Source organism: Streptomyces sp. GESEQ-4, from assembly GCF_017948455.1.
GTDB lineage: Bacteria > Actinomycetota > Actinomycetes > Streptomycetales > Streptomycetaceae > Streptomyces.
The window spans coordinates 706,172-722,497 of record NZ_JAFFSU010000001.1; the positions used below are offsets into that span (position 1 = coordinate 706,172).

Annotated in this window: 13 protein-coding genes; 7 read left to right on the forward strand and 6 right to left on the reverse strand. The window is 72.6% G+C overall.

Annotation, left to right across the window (positions count from 1 at the left end; all coding sequences use genetic code 11):
* The first annotated feature begins 15 nt into the window (after positions 1-15).
* A complete protein-coding gene (locus KCH48_RS03195) occupies positions 16-1,194 on the forward strand; it encodes a MalY/PatB family protein (protein ID WP_210570172.1) in 1,179 nt (392 codons plus the stop codon).
* A 24-nt stretch (positions 1,195-1,218) separates the two neighbouring features.
* Positions 1,219-1,605: a PPOX class F420-dependent oxidoreductase gene (locus tag KCH48_RS03200; RefSeq protein WP_210570174.1), complete on the forward strand. Its 387-nt coding sequence runs from the start codon at positions 1,219-1,221 to the stop codon at positions 1,603-1,605.
* Between the two features lie 110 nt (positions 1,606-1,715).
* Here KCH48_RS03200 and KCH48_RS03205 read toward each other — a convergent pair whose 3' ends face one another.
* Positions 1,716-4,490: a hypothetical protein gene (locus tag KCH48_RS03205; protein ID WP_210570176.1), complete on the reverse strand. Its 2,775-nt coding sequence runs from the start codon at positions 4,488-4,490 to the stop codon at positions 1,716-1,718.
* 173 nt (positions 4,491-4,663) lie between these two features.
* Here KCH48_RS03205 and KCH48_RS03210 point away from each other — a divergent pair, with 173 nt between their 5' ends.
* A complete protein-coding gene (locus tag KCH48_RS03210; protein ID WP_210570177.1) occupies positions 4,664-6,016 on the forward strand; it encodes a Gfo/Idh/MocA family protein in 1,353 nt (450 codons plus the stop codon).
* A gap of 162 nt (positions 6,017-6,178) precedes the next feature.
* Here the strand turns inward: KCH48_RS03210 and KCH48_RS03215 are convergent, their stop codons facing one another.
* The gene (locus tag KCH48_RS03215) at positions 6,179-6,592 is read right to left on the reverse strand and encodes a Zn-ribbon domain-containing OB-fold protein (RefSeq protein ID WP_210570179.1); all 414 of its coding nucleotides are present in this window, start codon (positions 6,590-6,592) and stop codon (positions 6,179-6,181) included.
* Positions 6,593-6,752: 160 nt separating this feature from the next.
* Positions 6,753-7,430 carry a TetR family transcriptional regulator gene (locus tag KCH48_RS03220; RefSeq protein WP_210570904.1) on the reverse strand — a complete coding sequence of 226 codons (678 nt, stop codon included), beginning with the start codon at positions 7,428-7,430 and terminating at the stop codon, positions 6,753-6,755.
* A gap of 199 nt (positions 7,431-7,629) precedes the next feature.
* Here KCH48_RS03220 and KCH48_RS03225 point away from each other — a divergent pair, with 199 nt between their 5' ends.
* The 4 genes from KCH48_RS03225 to KCH48_RS03240 all read left to right on the forward strand — a co-directional run bounded on the left by KCH48_RS03225 (position 7,630) and on the right by KCH48_RS03240 (position 12,941).
* Entirely contained in the window at positions 7,630-9,186 is a 1,557-nt protein-coding gene (locus KCH48_RS03225) for a hypothetical protein (protein WP_210570187.1), read from the forward strand.
* Between the two features lie 214 nt (positions 9,187-9,400).
* Positions 9,401-10,696 (forward strand): AAA family ATPase, encoded by a 1,296-nt coding sequence (locus tag KCH48_RS03230; protein WP_246884697.1) that lies wholly within the window; start codon positions 9,401-9,403, stop codon positions 10,694-10,696.
* Between the two features lie 128 nt (positions 10,697-10,824).
* Positions 10,825-12,030 (forward strand): VWA-like domain-containing protein, encoded by a 1,206-nt coding sequence (locus KCH48_RS03235; protein ID WP_307840811.1) that lies wholly within the window; start codon positions 10,825-10,827, stop codon positions 12,028-12,030.
* A 233-nt stretch (positions 12,031-12,263) separates the two neighbouring features.
* On the forward strand, positions 12,264-12,941 hold the full coding sequence (locus tag KCH48_RS03240) for a peptidoglycan-binding protein (protein WP_210570189.1): 678 nt from the start codon (positions 12,264-12,266) through the stop codon (positions 12,939-12,941).
* Between the two features lie 22 nt (positions 12,942-12,963).
* Here KCH48_RS03240 and KCH48_RS03245 read toward each other — a convergent pair whose 3' ends face one another.
* The 3 genes from KCH48_RS03245 to KCH48_RS03255 form a co-directional block, all read right to left on the reverse strand.
* Entirely contained in the window at positions 12,964-13,341 is a 378-nt protein-coding gene (locus tag KCH48_RS03245) for a hypothetical protein (protein ID WP_210570190.1), read from the reverse strand.
* A 278-nt stretch (positions 13,342-13,619) separates the two neighbouring features.
* Complete coding sequence (locus KCH48_RS03250) at positions 13,620-14,543, reverse strand: MurR/RpiR family transcriptional regulator (protein WP_210570191.1); 924 nt, start codon at positions 14,541-14,543, stop codon at positions 13,620-13,622.
* Between the two features lie 58 nt (positions 14,544-14,601).
* Positions 14,602-16,314, reverse strand: a complete 1,713-nt coding sequence (locus KCH48_RS03255) for a phospholipid carrier-dependent glycosyltransferase (RefSeq protein WP_210570197.1) — start codon at positions 16,312-16,314, stop codon at positions 14,602-14,604.
* Between the last annotated feature and the right edge of the window lie 12 nt (positions 16,315-16,326).

A 16,326-nucleotide genomic window follows, 5' to 3' on the forward strand; every position in this document is an offset into this window, starting at 1 on the left:
CCTATCTTGTGCTTCATGACCAGGATCCCGCACGAAGCGTCCGGTGAACCGAATCCGCTGCAAGCCCTTACTCTCGACCGTCTCCGCCGCCGTACGAGCATGAAATGGCGGACCTACCCCGACGACGTGCTGCCGCTGTGGGTGGCCGAGATGGACGTGCCGCTCGCCGAACCCGTCGTCCGCGCGATCACCGACGCGCTCGCGCTGGGGGACACCGGCTATGCCGCGGGCACCGCCTACGCCGAGGCGCTCGCCGACTTCGCCGGCAAGCGGTGGGGCTGGGACGGGCTCGCGGTGGAGCGCACCGCGATCGTGCCCGATGTGATGCTGGGCGTCGTCGAGATGATCAAACTGGTCACCGGCCCCGGGGATCCGGTGGTGGTGAATTCACCCGTGTATCCGCCGTTCTTCCAGTTCGTGGAGCACATGGAACGGCGGGTGCTTCAGGCCCCGCTGGGTGCGGACCTGCGGATCGACCTCGGGACGCTGGAGGAGGTCTTCCGGCAGGCGGTCACGGACGGTCGACGCGCCGCCTACCTGCTGTGCAGCCCGCACAACCCGACGGGCACGGTGCACACCGCCGGCGAGCTGGCCGCGGTCGCCCATCTCGCCGACCGGTACGGCGTCCGTGTCGTCGCCGACGAGATCCACGCGCCGCTCGTCGCCGGCGGCGTCGACTACGTGCCGTATCTCAGCGTGCCGGGCGGCGAGCACGGCCTGTCGGTGATGTCGGCCTCGAAGGCGTGGAACCTGGCCGGGCTCAAGGCCGCGCTCGCGATCGCGGGCCCCGCTGCCGCCGCCGTCCTCGACCGGCTTCCCGAGGAGGTCAGCCACGGCCCGAGCCACCTCGGCGTCATCGCCCACACCGCCGCCCTGCGCGACGGCACCGCCTGGCTGGACGCGCTGCTCGCCGGCCTCGACGACAACCGGCGCCTGCTCGCCGACCTGCTGGCCGAGCACCTCCCCGCGATCCGCTACCGCCCGGGCGAGGCCACCTACCTCGCCTGGCTCGACTGCCGCCCGCTCGGCCTCGGGGACGACCCGGCGCAGGTCTTCCTGGAGCGCGGGCGCGTGGCGCTGAACTCGGGGATCCCGTTCGGCGCGGGCGGAGCGGGACACGTACGCCTGAATCTGGCGACGTCGCCGGAGGCGCTGGGGGAGGCGATACGACGGATCGCGGCGGCGTCGGGGTGAGGTGACCGGCCTAGACTCGCCGTCATGGACGACACTGCGTTGGAGCGGCTCGGTGCGGGCAAGTACCTGCTGATCACCAGCTATCGCAGGAACGGCACTCCGGTCGCCACCCCGGTGTGGGTGGTGCGCGACGGGGACACGCTCGGCGTCTGGTCCGTCGCCGACTCCTGGAAGGTCAAGCGGATCCGGGCGCGCGGCGATGTCCTCGTCGGCCCCTGCGACGCTCGCGGCAACCCGACCGGCGACCAGGTTCCGGCCACCGCCGAGATCTGCGACGAGGCCACCACGGCGCGCTACCGCGCCCTCCTCGCCCGCAAGTACCCCATCGTCGGACGCCTCACCCTGCTCGGCAGCAGGGTGAGGCGCGGCCTGAAAGGGACTGTCGGCATCCGTGTGACGCCTACGCCTTGAGAAGTGCCGCGATGGGCTGTCGGTTGTCTGCGGCGCCATCGTGGCTGGTCGCGCCCACGCGGCGGAGCCGCAAATAGATACAGCTCCGCGCCCCTTCGGGGCGCTCTTGCTTAGGACGCGTCCAGTACCGTTCCGCTGATCACCGCCCCGTCGGGCTGCGGCTCGCCGTCGTCGGCGGCCTGGCGGAAGCGGACCGACTCCTCGGGCTCGGTTGCCGTGTCCTTGAGTGTGGGCAGGGACACGTCGACGGAGGTCTGGCCCGCCGGGACACTGATCCACAAGTACAGGCCCTCCAGCTGGGAGAGCGGGCGCTCCGGGTCGGGCGACTCACCCGAGTACTCCTCCAGCCACCCCGGGTCGACGTCCTTCGTGGACAGCTCGGCGCCACCGGTCACCGGCTCCACGCGGAACAGCGGCGAGATCTCCGTGTCGGCCGGCTCGGACAGGGTCACCCGCCACGTCAGCGGCCGGCCCTCGGTCACCCGGTCGGCGACCGGCGTGACACTGATCGTCGGCACGGGGTCGTCGTTCACCGCGGTCACACCGCCGACGTACGAGCCGATCACCGAGTTCCGGACCGCCTTCACCAGCACGTCGTGCGTCATGTCGTACGAGAAGCGGGTGTTCCCCTCGACCTTCACCGGTACGTCGATGTCGTTGCCGCCGGGCCGTACCGTGACGAGCCGTTCCTCGCTGTTCCCGGTGTCCGGGTTCAGGACGTACACCCGGACCTGGCCGCTGCCCTGTCCGGACACCCGCACGGGCACCCGGTAGGTCCGCACGCCCGAGTCGCCCTCGTCGACGGTGAGGCGGCCGATGTCGACGCGCGGCAGGGCGGCCTCGCGGACCGCGGGTGTGCCGGGGCGCCAGCCCCAGGCGTCCATCAGCCAGGCCTTCCCGGACCCGGAACGCGGCGTGAGCTGCAGGGAGTTGATGTGCCGCAGATCGAGACCGGCGCGGCCGGCCGCCGCCAGGGACACGCGGACCTCGCGGGCCCAGTACGAGGCGGTCCGCTCACTGCCGGGCAGCCCGTCCACGCGGACCCGGCCCAGAGTGGCCCGCCGCCCTGAGGTGTCGGCGATGGCCACGTCCAGCTGGGTGCCGGTGGTGTTCGGCGGCACGATCACGCGCAGCGTCAGCCCCTTCGCCCCGCCGAGGGACAGCGGCTTGTCGGTCCGCACCCGGGCCGCGGACCCCGGCTCGGACCAGCGCAGCGCCACCGCACGGCGCCCGGACTCCGGTCCCGCCCCCCACCAGGGCACGAAGTGCGGGGAGGAGCCCGGGGTTTCACGGTCCAGGCAGGCCACGGCCGGGTCGGGATCGGTGACGGAGCACAGCTTCGCGCCCGTGACGGAGACCTTGCCGCTGTCCGGCAGGAACCCGGCACGGCGGTTCGCGCCGACCGCGTGCGTGAGGACGCGCGCGGGGTCCGCCGAGGGTGCCCGCTTGCCCGAGCCGTCCAGCAGCGGCCGTACCCGGTCGTCACCGACGACGAACAGCCTGGCCGCCGCCGCGATGTACGTGGCGCCCGCCTTGTGCTGCTGGTCGGCCGTCAGCCGGGTCCGGGTGCCCGTCGAGCACACCGGGTCCGGCCGCTCCTCGTCCTCGTAGAAGTCGTCGTCCGCGGGCGCCTGGGCCTGGCCCGGCGTCCACTCGCTGTTGAAGAAGTTGTGGTTGGCGCCGACCATGTAGACGGCGCTGTGCAGGGCGCTGCCCCGGCTGACGCCGCGGGTGCCGTCGACGTACAACTCGCCCTGGAGATCGGAGACATCGCCGTCACAGCCCGGCAGGATCGTCAGGGACGGCACATCGGGGACCGGGTTCTGGCCGAAGATCGTCGGGCCGATGAGCACGGTGCCGCGGATGTGCCAGCGCACCCGGCCGTGGTACCCGTCCTGCTGGGCGGGCGGCGGGTAGAGACTGTCCGTCGCGGCCCGGTTGACGCCCTCGCCGCCGCGTGAGTGGCCGACCAGCAGGACCCGCGAGAGGTCCGTCTTCGGCGCCTTGCGTACGATCGCCGGGGCCGCGGCCGGGTGCCCGGCCCAGTCGGCCCAGCGGGCGAGATGCTGCCGCACCAGCGACGAACGGGCCTGCGCGCCGCCGTCCTCGGCCGCGAAGTCCTGGCCGTTGACGCCGTTGGCCGAGATCGACACCGTCACATAGCCCTGCGAGGCCAGCAGCTTCTGGTCGCGCAGATAGCCGCGATGGCTCGGGATCGACTTCATGCCGGCCGGGCAGGGCCAGTCGCCGGTCACGTCCTCGTTGCCCTTGTAGCAGGTGCCATGACGGCCGTGCAGGAAGAGCGCGAGCGGGCGCTTGCCGGTGGCGCCGGTCGGTGCCACCACGACGGCCTGCATCTCCACGGGGTGCGGGAAGTCGGGCAGCTTCACGGAGTCGAGCTTGTACTCGCCGGAGACCGTCCGGTACGAGCCCGGCTTGCCCGGGTCGACGGAGTTGGCCGGCAGTGCGGCCGACGGGTTCGCCACCGCCGGGGAACGCCGGTCCTGCCGCTCCTCCTCGGCGACCCCGACCGCGTCCAACCGCCGCCCGCCGGACAGGACTTGAAGGTCCTTCGCGGAGTTCAGCGGTGCGGCGTCGAGGTCCAGCCGGAACGTACGGCCGTCCCTGCCGGGCACCGGTCTGCCCAGCAGCCGGTCGCCGTCGTAGAACTCGACCCGCGCGTCACCCATGGGCACCGGCTCTGCCGACCGCCACACCAACTGCCGGTCCTGGCCCTCACCGGTGACCTGCCAGCCCGGTGGAAGGTCCGCCGACACCGAGAGCGGGGCCGGTCCGGCCGGCTGCGCCTGCGCCAGTCCTGGTGTTGCCCCCACCACCGCGAGCACCGCCGCAGCGGTCACCCATATTCGCCCGGCACGTAACACCGTTGTCCTCCTCCGCACTGGGCTCGGGCCCTCCGGCTGCTCCGGACGGCCCTCACGCCACGGAGGACGGCGTGCGGGGTCTGTGGGTTGCCTGTGAAGAGGGGACAAGCGGGGGTGGGGGAGCAGGAGTTGACCCAGGACTGGCCGGGACGGTCAGCGGGAAGGGCTTGATCATGAGCCGATCAACTCCCCTGCGCGCGGCCGTCGTCGGTACCGGCCACCGCGCCCAGACCTTCACCCGCGCCCTCGCCGAACGCCCCGGCCACCGGGTCGTCGCCCTGTGCGACCCCAACCCGACCCGGATGGCCTTCCACGACCGGCTGCTGACCGCCGCCGGCGAACCGCCCGCCACCCAGTGGGAACCCGAGCAGTTCACCGACCTGCTCACCAAGGAAGACATCGACGAGGTCGTCGTCACCACCGTCGACGCCGAGCACGACCGCTACATCGTCCCCGCGCTGAGGGCGGGCTGCCGGGTCGTCACCGAGAAGCCGATGACCGTCGACGCCCAGCGCTGTGCCCGCATCCTGGACACCGTCCGGGATGCGGGCAACTCCCTCACCGTCGCCTTCAACTACCGCTTCAACCCCGTCCACGAGAAGGTGCGCACCCTGCTCGCCGACGGCGCGATCGGCGAGATCCTGTCCGTCCACTTCGAGTGGCTGCTCGACGTACGCCACGGCGCCGACTACTTCCGCCGCTGGCACCGGGAGAAGCGGCACAGCGGCGGACTCATGGTGCACAAGTCCTCGCACCACTTCGACCTGGTCAACTGGTGGCTCGCCGACGAGCCCGCCGAGGTCTTCGGCTACGGCAGGCTCGGCTTCTACGGCCATGAGGCGGGCGCCCGTCACGGACTGCGCCGGGAGTACGAGCGCGCCCACGGCGCCACGGCAGCCGCCGACGACCCCTTCGCCCTGGACCTCGCGGCCAACGACACCCTGCGAGCGCTCTATCTCGACGCGGAACACGACGACGGCTACCTCCGCGACCGCAACGTCTTCGGCGGGCCGATCACCATCGAGGACGACATGGCCGTCCTCGTCCGCTACCTGCGGGGCGCCACGATGACGTACCACCTGACGGCCTACTCCCCGTGGGAGGGCTACCGGGTCATGTTCAACGGCAGCGCCGGCCGCCTGGAACTCGAGGTCGAGGAGAGCAACTGGCAGCCGCCGGTGACCCGGATCGCCTCCCACACCGGCGCCCTGCACGGGGACACGGCCGCCGAACACGCGGGCGGGGTACGCCTCACCCTGCGTCCCCTGTGGCAGCCGCCGAAGGAGATCGACGTGGAGACCGCGCACGAGGCCCACGGTGGGGGAGACCCGCGCATGCTGGCCGCGCTCTTCGGGCCGGTCCGCCCCGGGGATCCGGTGACCGGCGGCGTGGCGGCGGCTCGGCCGGCCACGGAACGGGACGGGGCGCTGGCTCTGGCGGTCGGACTCGCCGCCAACTCATGCTTCGAGACAGGGCAACCGGTGCTCGTGCGGGACCTGATACCCGGTCTGTACGGCGAGCCCTGAGCGGGTCCGGCGCGGTTCGGCAGCGCCCCAAAGGGGCGCGGGGCTGCATCAATTTGCGGCTCCGCCGCGATGGGGGTCCCCCCGCTCGAGCGGATTCGAGAGTGGGGGAGCGACCAGCCACAACGGACCCGCAGCCGACACACCGGCCTTCCCGCGGAGCGCTCAGCTCCAGGCCCGGTACGGCTCGTCGACCAGCTGGAACACCGGCTCGCCGCGGACGGGGTCCTTGGCCGTCGACAGCCGGACCCGGTCGCCGCTGTGGATGCCGATCGGCGGGCCGATGACCCGGCCGCGCACGACGAACCCCTCGGCCATCTCGACCAGCGACACATTGCGCGCGGCGGGGGAGTTGCGGTGCACCACCGACGAGTGGCGGACCGTACCGACCCCCTCGCTGCGCTCTGTGCGCAGGTCGCTGCCCTGGCAGACCGGACAGAGCAGACGGTGGTACATGGCGGTGCCGCACCAGGTGCAGCGCTGGTAGAGGAGGGCATCCGCGTCCCGGGGCGCGGGGTCGAGTACGCCGGCCGCGGAGCCGGCTGTCGGACGGGCAACGCTTCCTGAGTGGTGGTACACGCTGTCAACTCCCTGCACTCGGCCGGAATCCCGCGTGCGCGGGTCGCCCGTGCACGCACGTGCCCGGTTCACCGTGCCACCGTGCACAGCATCAGCGTATGGCACTCAGTGCCACTCGTAAAGGTACTGAGTGCCCTTGGATGTGGAAGGGCTGTGGGGATCAGTCGCGTCCGAGCGTGGACTCGATCTCCTGGACGACCCGCCACAGGGGCGCTCCCCGGCGGGAGACGACGACCACGACGTCCTCCGGCTGCTCACCCGCGAGCGGGGCGGAGGGGGCCAGGGACGCGCCGAAGGCGGACTGTACGTACCCGAGGGCATGGTCCACGGCCGAGTCCGCGTCGTCCTGTCCGTCCGAACGCAGCCAGGAGCGCAGCGCGTTGTTGTGCGCCGCGACCACGGCCGCCGCGATCACGTCGGCCTGCAGCGTTCCGTCCGGCCGGCCGGCGAACCGTCCGCGCAGATACGCGGCGAGGGCGCGCTCGTAGCGCCACACCACGGACAGCTCGTACGCCCTCAGCCCCGGCACCTTCTTGGTGAGGCGGTAGCGCTGCACCGAGAAGGTCGGGTTCTCGGCGTACATACGCAGTACCAGCCGGGCCGCGTCGCAGACCCGGCGCACCGGCTCGTCGTCCTCGGCGCTGGCGGCGAGGAAGGCCGTCATGTCCGCCAGGCACCGTTCGTGGTCCGGGAAGACCACGTCCTCCTTCGAGGGGAAGTAACGGAAGAACGAGCGCCGCCCCACCCCCGCCAGCGCCACGATGTCGTCGACGGTGGTCTGCTCATAGCCCCGCTCCAGGAACAGCTGGAAGGCCGCCGCGACCAGGGCGTCCCGCATGGGCGGTTTCACGGTGGAGCTCATGGTCGGGAACGTAGCACCCGACCCCGGGACGTGGCACTCAGTGCGCTGTGGAGGGGGAACTGAGTGCGCTGGAAAAACGTGGCTGACAGATCGACGTCGCGGCGGTTACGGTGTCGGGGATGAAGACCTTCTCCTCGTACGGATTGGGGGAATCATTCGCGCAAGGTGAGTGCTGATGGCACATCACTTCGCGAATGAGATTCCGTCCCGCCTGTTGATGTGGCAGCGCGTGCGTGAGTACGCCGTGCCACCGTCCATGATCGAGACCGCGACCGCACGGCGTGCCGTCGGCGACTGGGCGGGGGCCTGTGCCGCCGTCCGTATCGACGTCGATCTCGATCTGCACGCCGTGCGCGCCCGCCACGGCATCGATCTCGTCACCCGTCTCCGAGCGGATCTGCGCCGACTGGCACCGGATCTGCTCCGCTGGCACATGCCCCGGATCGCCCCCGACGGACGGCTCCGGCCCGGCCTCACCATCTGTCTGGCGCGTTACCGGAGTTCGGGCGCCACGCCGGTGCAACTGGTGGTGCGTACACCGCCGGCCTGGGCGGACGCCGGACAGCGGATGTCGCTGGCCGTGTGGGAAGGGTCCGGGACCGGCAGCCCTGGGCCTCATCCCCATCCCCATCCCCATCCGCATCCCGACCGGCGTTTCCGGCTCGACCTGCACCGGCATCTCTGGGACGCCGGAGTGAGCGGCGAACTGACGCGTCGGTGCGGTGCGGGTGGCGCGTCTTTCACGGTGCTGCCGGACCGACGGAATCCTGCCGGCCGGGCAGAGCTACCGGACCGGCTGCACCTACCCGGCCGGGCAGAGCCGCCGGACCGGCTGCACCCACCCGGCTGGGCAGAGCTGCCGGACCGGTCCGCCGTTCACGAGGGCCCGTGGGCGGTGGCACGCTGGGCTGCCGAGGCGGAGTCGCTGTTGCGGGCCGATGGGCTTCCACGCGGGGCCTTCACCGTGCGGCTCGGTGCGCGCAGACATGCCGTGTTCGAACTCGTCGCCCCCGACGACAGCCATGCTCCGACGCTCCGGCCGCTGCGTGAGGCGGTGACGCCGCAGGAGGTCGCGGCGCTTCCGGTGCTGCCGGAGGTCGCGGCACGGGTCCTGCCGGATCTGGAACTGCTGCGGGCAGGGCTGGTCACCGCCGAGCGGCTGCACCCGCTCGTCGCCTCGGCGCTGGAGGCGTCCGGCTCGGTGCCGGTGCCAGGCCCGGCGCCGGGACCCGACCCTCGCGATCCGCACCGGGTGCGGTGCCGGGGCGAGGTCCACCGGATCGCGCTGCGGGACGGGGTGCTGACGGCGATCGATCACGACCCGGCTCAACTACGCCGGGAAGAGCTGCTGGTGGCCCTCGGCGGACCGCCGCTGCCCTGCTTGCGCGCGATCGACGCGGTGCACCGCGACCCGGAGGCACTGCCCGCGGTCCGGGAGCGGCTCGGCCACGGTGACGTCGCCGGGGCGCTGGCCGTGGTCGAGGGACTGCTCGGGCCCGCCGCGGTCCTGCGCGACGGACCGCTCCGGGAGGCACTGGAGTCGGCCGCGGCACGCCGCATCGACCACGGGCTCTTCCGCTCGGGACTGGCCGGTGCGGGCGCCGCCGGAGAAGAGACCGCCCCGGACGTGCGGCACGCGCGCCACCGCCCCCGGATCGACCGCCGCACGCCACCCGCGACGCGCCGCAAGCGGAGCACCCGCTCCCGTCCCCGCACCGGCCTGACTTGCTGACGGGCCGCCCTGACCGAAGTCCCTTTCCCGCACTGCGCGTTCTGCGCCGCACGCCCTCGCCATCCCGGACGGGTCGTCCCGTCCCTGCATCGGCCTGACTTGCTGACGGGCCGCCCTGACCGAAGTCCCTTACCCGCACTGCGCGTTCTGCGCCGCACGCCCTCGCCATCCCGGACGGGTCGTCCCGTCCCCCGACCCACCCCAGGTGATGCCCATGACCTTCAGTACCGTCCTGCCCGCCCCCGTTCTGGCCGCCGGCACGTCCGCACCCGCACCCGCCCGCGCCTCCGCGACCGGCACCCATCTCGCCCTGGCCGACGACCTCCTGAGCCTCCTGCGGACGACGACCACCGAACCGCGCCCCGACGAGCAGCTCGAAGCGCTCACCCTGGCTGTCGCGGCCGATCTGCCCGTGCTGCTCTGGGGCGAGCCGGGCATCGGGAAGACGGCGGCCCTCACTCAGCTCGCCACCTCTCTCGACCTGCCGCTGACGACCGTGATCGCCAGCGTCCACGAGCCGTCCGACTTCTCCGGGCTGCCCATCGTGGGCGACGATCCGGCGGTGCGGGGGGTGCCGATGGCGCCGCCGCAGTGGGCCGTGGAGCTCGTGCGGGCCGGACGGGGGCTGCTGTTCCTGGACGAACTCTCCACCGCCACCCCGGCCGTCCAGGCCGCGCTGCTCCGGGTCGTCCTGGAGCGGAGGGTCGGTGCGCTGCAACTGCCACCGGGGGTGCGGATCGTGGCCGCCGCCAATCCGCGCGCGTCGGCGGCGGACGGGTGGGAGCTGAGCCCGCCACTGGCCAATCGGTTCGTTCATCTGAACTGGGTGCACGACCGGGAGGTGGTGGTGCGCGGGCTCGGCGGGGTCTGGCCCCGGGCCGAACTGCCCCGGCTGGTGCCGGAGCGGCTGCCGGAGGCGGTGGCCTTCGCCCGGCGCGCCGTCTGCGGCTTCCTGGAAGCGAGGCCGACGCTGATCCATCGGCTGCCGAGCACCGAGACGCGGCGCGGCGGCGCCTGGCCGTCCCCCCGCAGCTGGGAGGCCGCGTTGACGCTGCTGGCCTTCGGCACGGCTGCCTCCGTCTCCCGGGAGGTGCTGGCGCTGCTGGTTCGGGGTGCGGTGGGGGACGGGCCGGGGCTCGAACTCCTCGCCCATCTGGACCGGATGGACCTGCCGGACCCGGAGTCGCTGCTGGCCGATCCGGCCGCCGCCGAGCTGCCGGTGCGGGGAGATCTGCGTCAGGCGGCCCTGGAGGCTGTGGTGGCCGCGGTCGGGGCGCGGCCGGAGCGGGAGCGGTGGGAGGCGGGCTGGGCGGTGCTGGTCAGGGCGCTGGAGACCGGCGCCCCGGACCTGCTGGTCGCCCCGGCGACGGCGCTGGCCGCGCTGCGGCGCGACGACTGGGAGGTGCCGGAGGCGATGGAACGGCTGACCGGGGTGATCGGTCTCGCCCGGCGGGCGGACCGGTCGGTGGGGCGGATCACGGCTGGGCGTGAGCAGGGGGTGCGCCGATGACCGGGGCCGTGCGGCGCCCGGTGCCGCGCCCGATGTCTCCGCCCCCGCCACCGCGCCCCGTGCGGGCCACCGTGCCGAATCCGCCGGCCGGTTCCGGCGGACCGGACGGGCCCGAACTCCCGCTGGACCTGGAGAAGTTGCTGGCGGCCAGGCTGCACGCCGTGAAGGTCCGCCCTTACCTTGCCGCCGCACTCTTCGCGCTGCACGTGGTGGAGGACCGGTCGGTGCCGACGATGGCGGTGGACGCGCACTGGCGCGTGTACGTCTCGCCCGGCTTCGTGGCGCGCACCCCGGTGGAGGAACTGGCGGGCGTGTGGGTGCACGAGGTCTCCCATCTGCTCCGGGACCACCACGGGCGGGGCGAGCGGTATGCGCGGGAGCACGAGGAGCACGGATCGGGCGAGAGGCTGCGGCGGAACATCGCCGCCGACTTCGAGATCAACGACGACATCTACGGCGACGGTCTGCCCCTGCCGGTCGGGGCGGTCCTGCCGTCGCTGCTGCGGCTGCCCGACGGGCTGCTGATGGAGGAGTACCTGCGCACGGCGTCGATGACCGGGCTCACCGCGGACCTGGCATGGCTGGACTGCGGCAGTGGCGCCGACGGGCAGCAGCGGCCGTGGGAGCTGGGGCCGGACGGGGCACACGGGCTGAGCAGGCAGCAGCGGGACGCGGTCCGCTTCCGGGTCGCCGAGGGGATCAAGGGCCGGCCGGGCGAGACACCGGACGGGTGGCGGCGGTGGGCGGACGAGGCGTTCCATCCGCCGCAGCCGTGGCGGCAGTTGCTCGGGGCGGCGGTCCGTTCGGCGGCGGGTGCGCCGGGGGTGGGCGAGAACCACAGCTACCGTCGTCCGTCCCGGCGGTCGGCCGGTGTCCCCGGGGTGCTGCTGCCCAGCCTGCGCCGCACGCCGCCCCGGGTCTGTGTCGTGATCGACACCTCCGGGTCGGTGAGCGACGCCGAGTTGGGCAGCGCGCTGCTGGAGGTGGCGGCGATCTCGCGGGCGGTGGGCGGGCGGCGCGACCTGGTCTCGGTGATCTCCTGCGACGCGGCCGCCGGGGTCGCCGTCCCGCTCTGCCGCGCCGAGAGCATCGCCCTGATCGGCGGCGGGGGAACGGATCTGCGCTCCGGTTTCGCCCGGGCACTCCGCTCGCGACACCGTCCGGACGTCATCGTCGCCCTGACGGACGGTCAGACGCCATGGCCCTCGGCGCAGCCTCCCTGCCGCACCGTCGTCGGTCTCTTCCCCCGCCCCGCCCACGCCGTGAACGAGAGGAATCCCGACTACACCCCGGAATCCCCGCCGCCCTGGGCGCATGTCGTCACCATCGGCTGAGAAGGCGCCGCGGGTGGACAGCCGTCGCCCCACAGCAACTGCCGCCACGACTTCACACGACTTCAGCGGATGGATCGCCTCGTCCACCCATCGCCGCCACCCCTTGGCACACCACTGCCGCGGGCCGGCCGTGCCAGGTCTGCGGAGTCCCGCTGAACTCCCGGTGCGGCTGCCACGTATCACTCCACGGGGACCGCCCGGACCCCAGCGCACGGGACGGAAGGAGAAGAGCGGTGCCGACACCGTCCGAACCCCGGCAGCCGTACGACGACCGGCCACCCCTGGAACCGGTACGCGTCGTGCGCCCCCGCCGCACCGACGCCCTCGCCGAACTGCTCAAGGATCTGCCGCCGAGAACCGGCGCCTACGAGACCGTGCCCATGCCGGCGCCGCTGCCCGGATCCGAGGACTGGACGCAGGAACTTCCACCCGTCCGCGCCGACGAGGAGGACCGCCCCACGGGCTCCGGCCGTCGCGGCGTGGGTCGACGCCATGCCGCCATGGCGGTCGCCGTGGCCGCTGCCGCCGTCATCGGTTTCGGCTGCGCCTTCCTGCTCCCCGACCGGAACGACGCCGACACGGCCGCCCCCGCACCCGACGCCCCTCCCGCGTCCGCCGCGCCTCCCACGTCCGCCGCCCCGCCCGCCGCGGGCGGCGGTGCGGCGGTCGACCCCGACGGTGCCGGCACCCTCCGCCAAGGAGCGTCAGGCCCTGAGGTGACCGACCTCCAGGAGCGGCTGCTGCGTATCCCGGACGTCTACCAGGACGGGTCCACCAGCGGTCAGTACGACGCCGTCCTCACCGAGGCGGTGGCCCGCTTCCAGCTCTGGTACGGCATCCGCGGCGACGAGACCGGCGTCTACGGCGACGACACCCGCCGGGACCTGGAATCTCGTACCGGCACCGGCTGAACCCGCCCTTGCCGTGCGGCGGTCAGCGCGCGGAGGTGTCCACCAGGGCATGGGTGACCGCCCGCACGCTGCGCGCGATGTGCTGCAGTTGGAGGACCTCCGCCGCGTACAGCTTGATCGTGTGCTCGATGACCGACTCCGGCAGACCGAGGGCGGGCAGATCGGCGCGCGCGGTCTGCAGGGCGGTGCGGGCGACGCGTATCTCGTGCTGGACCTGGATCTGCGCATGGCGGGCGAGCAGCACGGGGTGGCGGATCAGGGCCGGGTAGCTGGCGTAGCGGGCCGGCACCAGTTCGCGCAGCCACTTGGCCGCCGAGCGCTCCCAGTCGTAGCTGCCGGGGGTCTTGACCTGGCAGGGCCAGTCCGGGCTGATGCGCGTGGTCGTCAAGGGCATGATCATCGCTTCCGGGTGTGCGGCGTCGTGAGGGGTGGTCCGACGGTTTGTGGCGGCCCCGGCCTAGGGGATGGCCGGAGCCGCCGCGGGCGCTCGCGCAGGCGATGCCCGTTCGAACACCCTCGGCGCCGACGCGGGTGGGTGACGGCGGCTCCGGGCGTCCGGGTGTGAAGTATTTATATATACCGTCCGGTTTGCAAGACGCATGAAAACATTCATGCGTAGTTTGAGGTGATTGGTGCCCTTGTAGCCCTCCGTGGGACGTGGTGTGGGCGCGCTGCTCGTCAGTCCCTGAGGAAGAACTGGTGCTGGTCGGAGATCTGCTCGTACTCCTCGAGCCGCGCCTGGGTGCGCTCGGGGTCGGCGTCGGTCATGGCCTGCAGCAGCGCCGCCGCGATCACGCCGGGCGCGGCGTAGGAGTCGAAGACCAGCCGGGAGCCGGTGCCGGTGGCGAAGGTGACGTCGGCCTCGTCGGCCACCGGTCCGAGCGCCAGGTCGGTGATCAGCGCGACCTTCAGTCCCGCGTTGCGCGCGACCTGTACGGCGTTGAGGGTCTCCTGCGCGTGCCGGGGCATGGAGAACGCCAGCACCCATGTGCCGCCCGCCTCACGGGACTGGAGCAGTGCGTCGTAGGCGACGCTGCCGCCCCGCGTGACCAGCCGTACGTCCGGGTGGACCCGGCGGGCCGCATACGCGAAGTACTCGGCCAGGGACACCGAGATGCGCAGGCCCAGGACGGTCAGCGGTGTCGACTCCGACAGCTTGCGGCCGGTGTCGATCACCCGGCCGGGGTCGGCGAAGTCCCGGCGCAGGTTCTCCAGGTTCTCGATCTCGGCGTCGACGGCCGCCTGCAGCTCGTTGCCCTGGTTCTCCTCGGCCGCCGGGGGGCCGCCGGCGAGCGTGCCGAGCGCGATCGACTGGAGCTTCTCCCGTAGCGCGGGGTAACCGCTGAAGCCGACCGCCGCGGCGAACCGTGTCACCGAAGGCTGGCTGACGCCCACCCGCTCGGCGAGATCGGTGATCGAGAGGAACGCCGCTTCGGTGATGTGCTCGATCAGGTACTGGGCGATACGCCGCTGTCCCGGCGACAGCCGCGGCCGGTCGAAAAGCGTCCTGAGCTGGGAACTCGGAGCGGCCTCCGCCTCCGGAGCCGACTTGCCCGAGGTGATCGCGGACGCCTGTGCACGTGCCTGCTGCGGCGATGGCACCGGTGCGCCTCCTTTGTCTCCCACAGTCGTTCAACATAGCTCAGACACCCCAAAACGATCACCGTCGGTAGATCGTGATCGAATGACCGACCGTGTCGATGGGACGACTGCTGTCGATCAACTCGGCCAGCCGCCCTTTCGCCTTGGCGACGCTGGAGTCCGACACGACCAGCAACCCGCGCACCTCACGGGCGGGCACCGTACGCGGGTCGGTCGCGTCGATGCCGTAGTACGACGGCACCCCGCTGCCCTTGTACACCAGCCAGATCCGCTCACCCGGATAGCGCTCCCGCAGCCGGTCCGCGAGCCGGCCCAGATCCTGGCCCCAGTCCACATTGGAGTCGTGCAGCCGCAGATGCGTCTTCGCGGGCCCGCCGAACGCCTCGTTGGAATACGGCAGATAGTAGGGAAACGTCCGCAGCGAGCTGACCGCCACGAACAGCACCAGCGCGCCCGTCGCCACGAAGCGCCACCGCCACCGCAGCGCCAGGACACCGGCCGCCGCCACCGCGAGGAACATCGGCACGAAGACGGCGTACCGCGTGCCGAAGTCCCGCGCCCCGTTCATGGCCACGGCCGACAGGACGGCGGGGGCGAGCAGCAGATACGGCGCCGCGGGCCGCAGCCGCCGGACCGCGAGCAGTGCGACGGCGCCGGCCGCCCACAGCACGAGCATGCCGAGCGGCGTCTTCACCAGCAGCGCCGACGGAAGGTAGTACCACAGCGACCCCGTGTACACCCGCCCGAACAGGAAGCTCTGCCAGGGCCGGGTCTCCATCCCGAACTGGATGCGCATCCCGTCCCGGTACGCCTCCGGCAGCGGCAGCAGATCGACCAGCAGCCCTCGCAGCCCTGCCACCGCCGGCACAGGCTGCTGCGGCGTCCAGCGCAGCCGCGGGTCGACGGCCAGATAGGTGGCCCATACGACGGCGACCGCGGCCAGCACCAGCACGCCCGCACCCGCGGCGGCGCGCAGCAGCGCCCTGCGACGGTCTTTCCACGCGCCCGCCCGGCGCCCGTTCGCTTCGGCCGTCCACACCGACACCCCGGCGAGCACCACCAGCACCGGAACCGCCGCCAGCGCGCTCATCCGCGTCGCCAGGGCCGCACCCAACGCCACCCCGGCGAGCGGCAGATACAGCCGTGGCCGGACCCGCACCCGCCACAGCAGCCACACCGAGGTCAGCAGGAAACCGGCCGCCGGTACGTCGAGTGTGGCGAGGGAGCCATGGGCGATGACGTCGGGGGAGAAGGCGTACAGCGCGAGCGCGGTCAAACTGCCCGCCGTGCCCACGAGTTCACGGGCGAACGCGAACACGACCAGCCCGAACAGCAGCGTCAGCACGATCACCGGGAGGCGGGCCCAGAACATCAGCTGCCACGGGTCGTTGCCGGACTTGTACAGCAGATCCCGCCCCATCGCGCCCTGATTGCTCGGCAGTGGCCGGTCGACGTGCGGATCGGCGAGCGCCACCCCGACGCCGATCACCAGCTTCCCCAGCGGCGGATGCTCGGGGTTGTACCGCAGGCTGTGGTCGTGCAGATAGACGGCGGCCGTGCCGACGTACACGGGCTCGTCGATGGTCGGCGTCTGCTGCACCGCGGTGGTCACCATCGCCACGGCCATCTGGGCGAGCAGTACGACCACGAACAGCGGCACCAGCAGGCGCCTGCGCGACGGGCGTGGCGGGGCCACCGCCGTCACGGGCGGCGGAGGGTGTCCCTCCGTCCCGGGATCGAGGACCAGTTCCCGTTGTTCGCGCGCCATCATCCACCCCGCGGT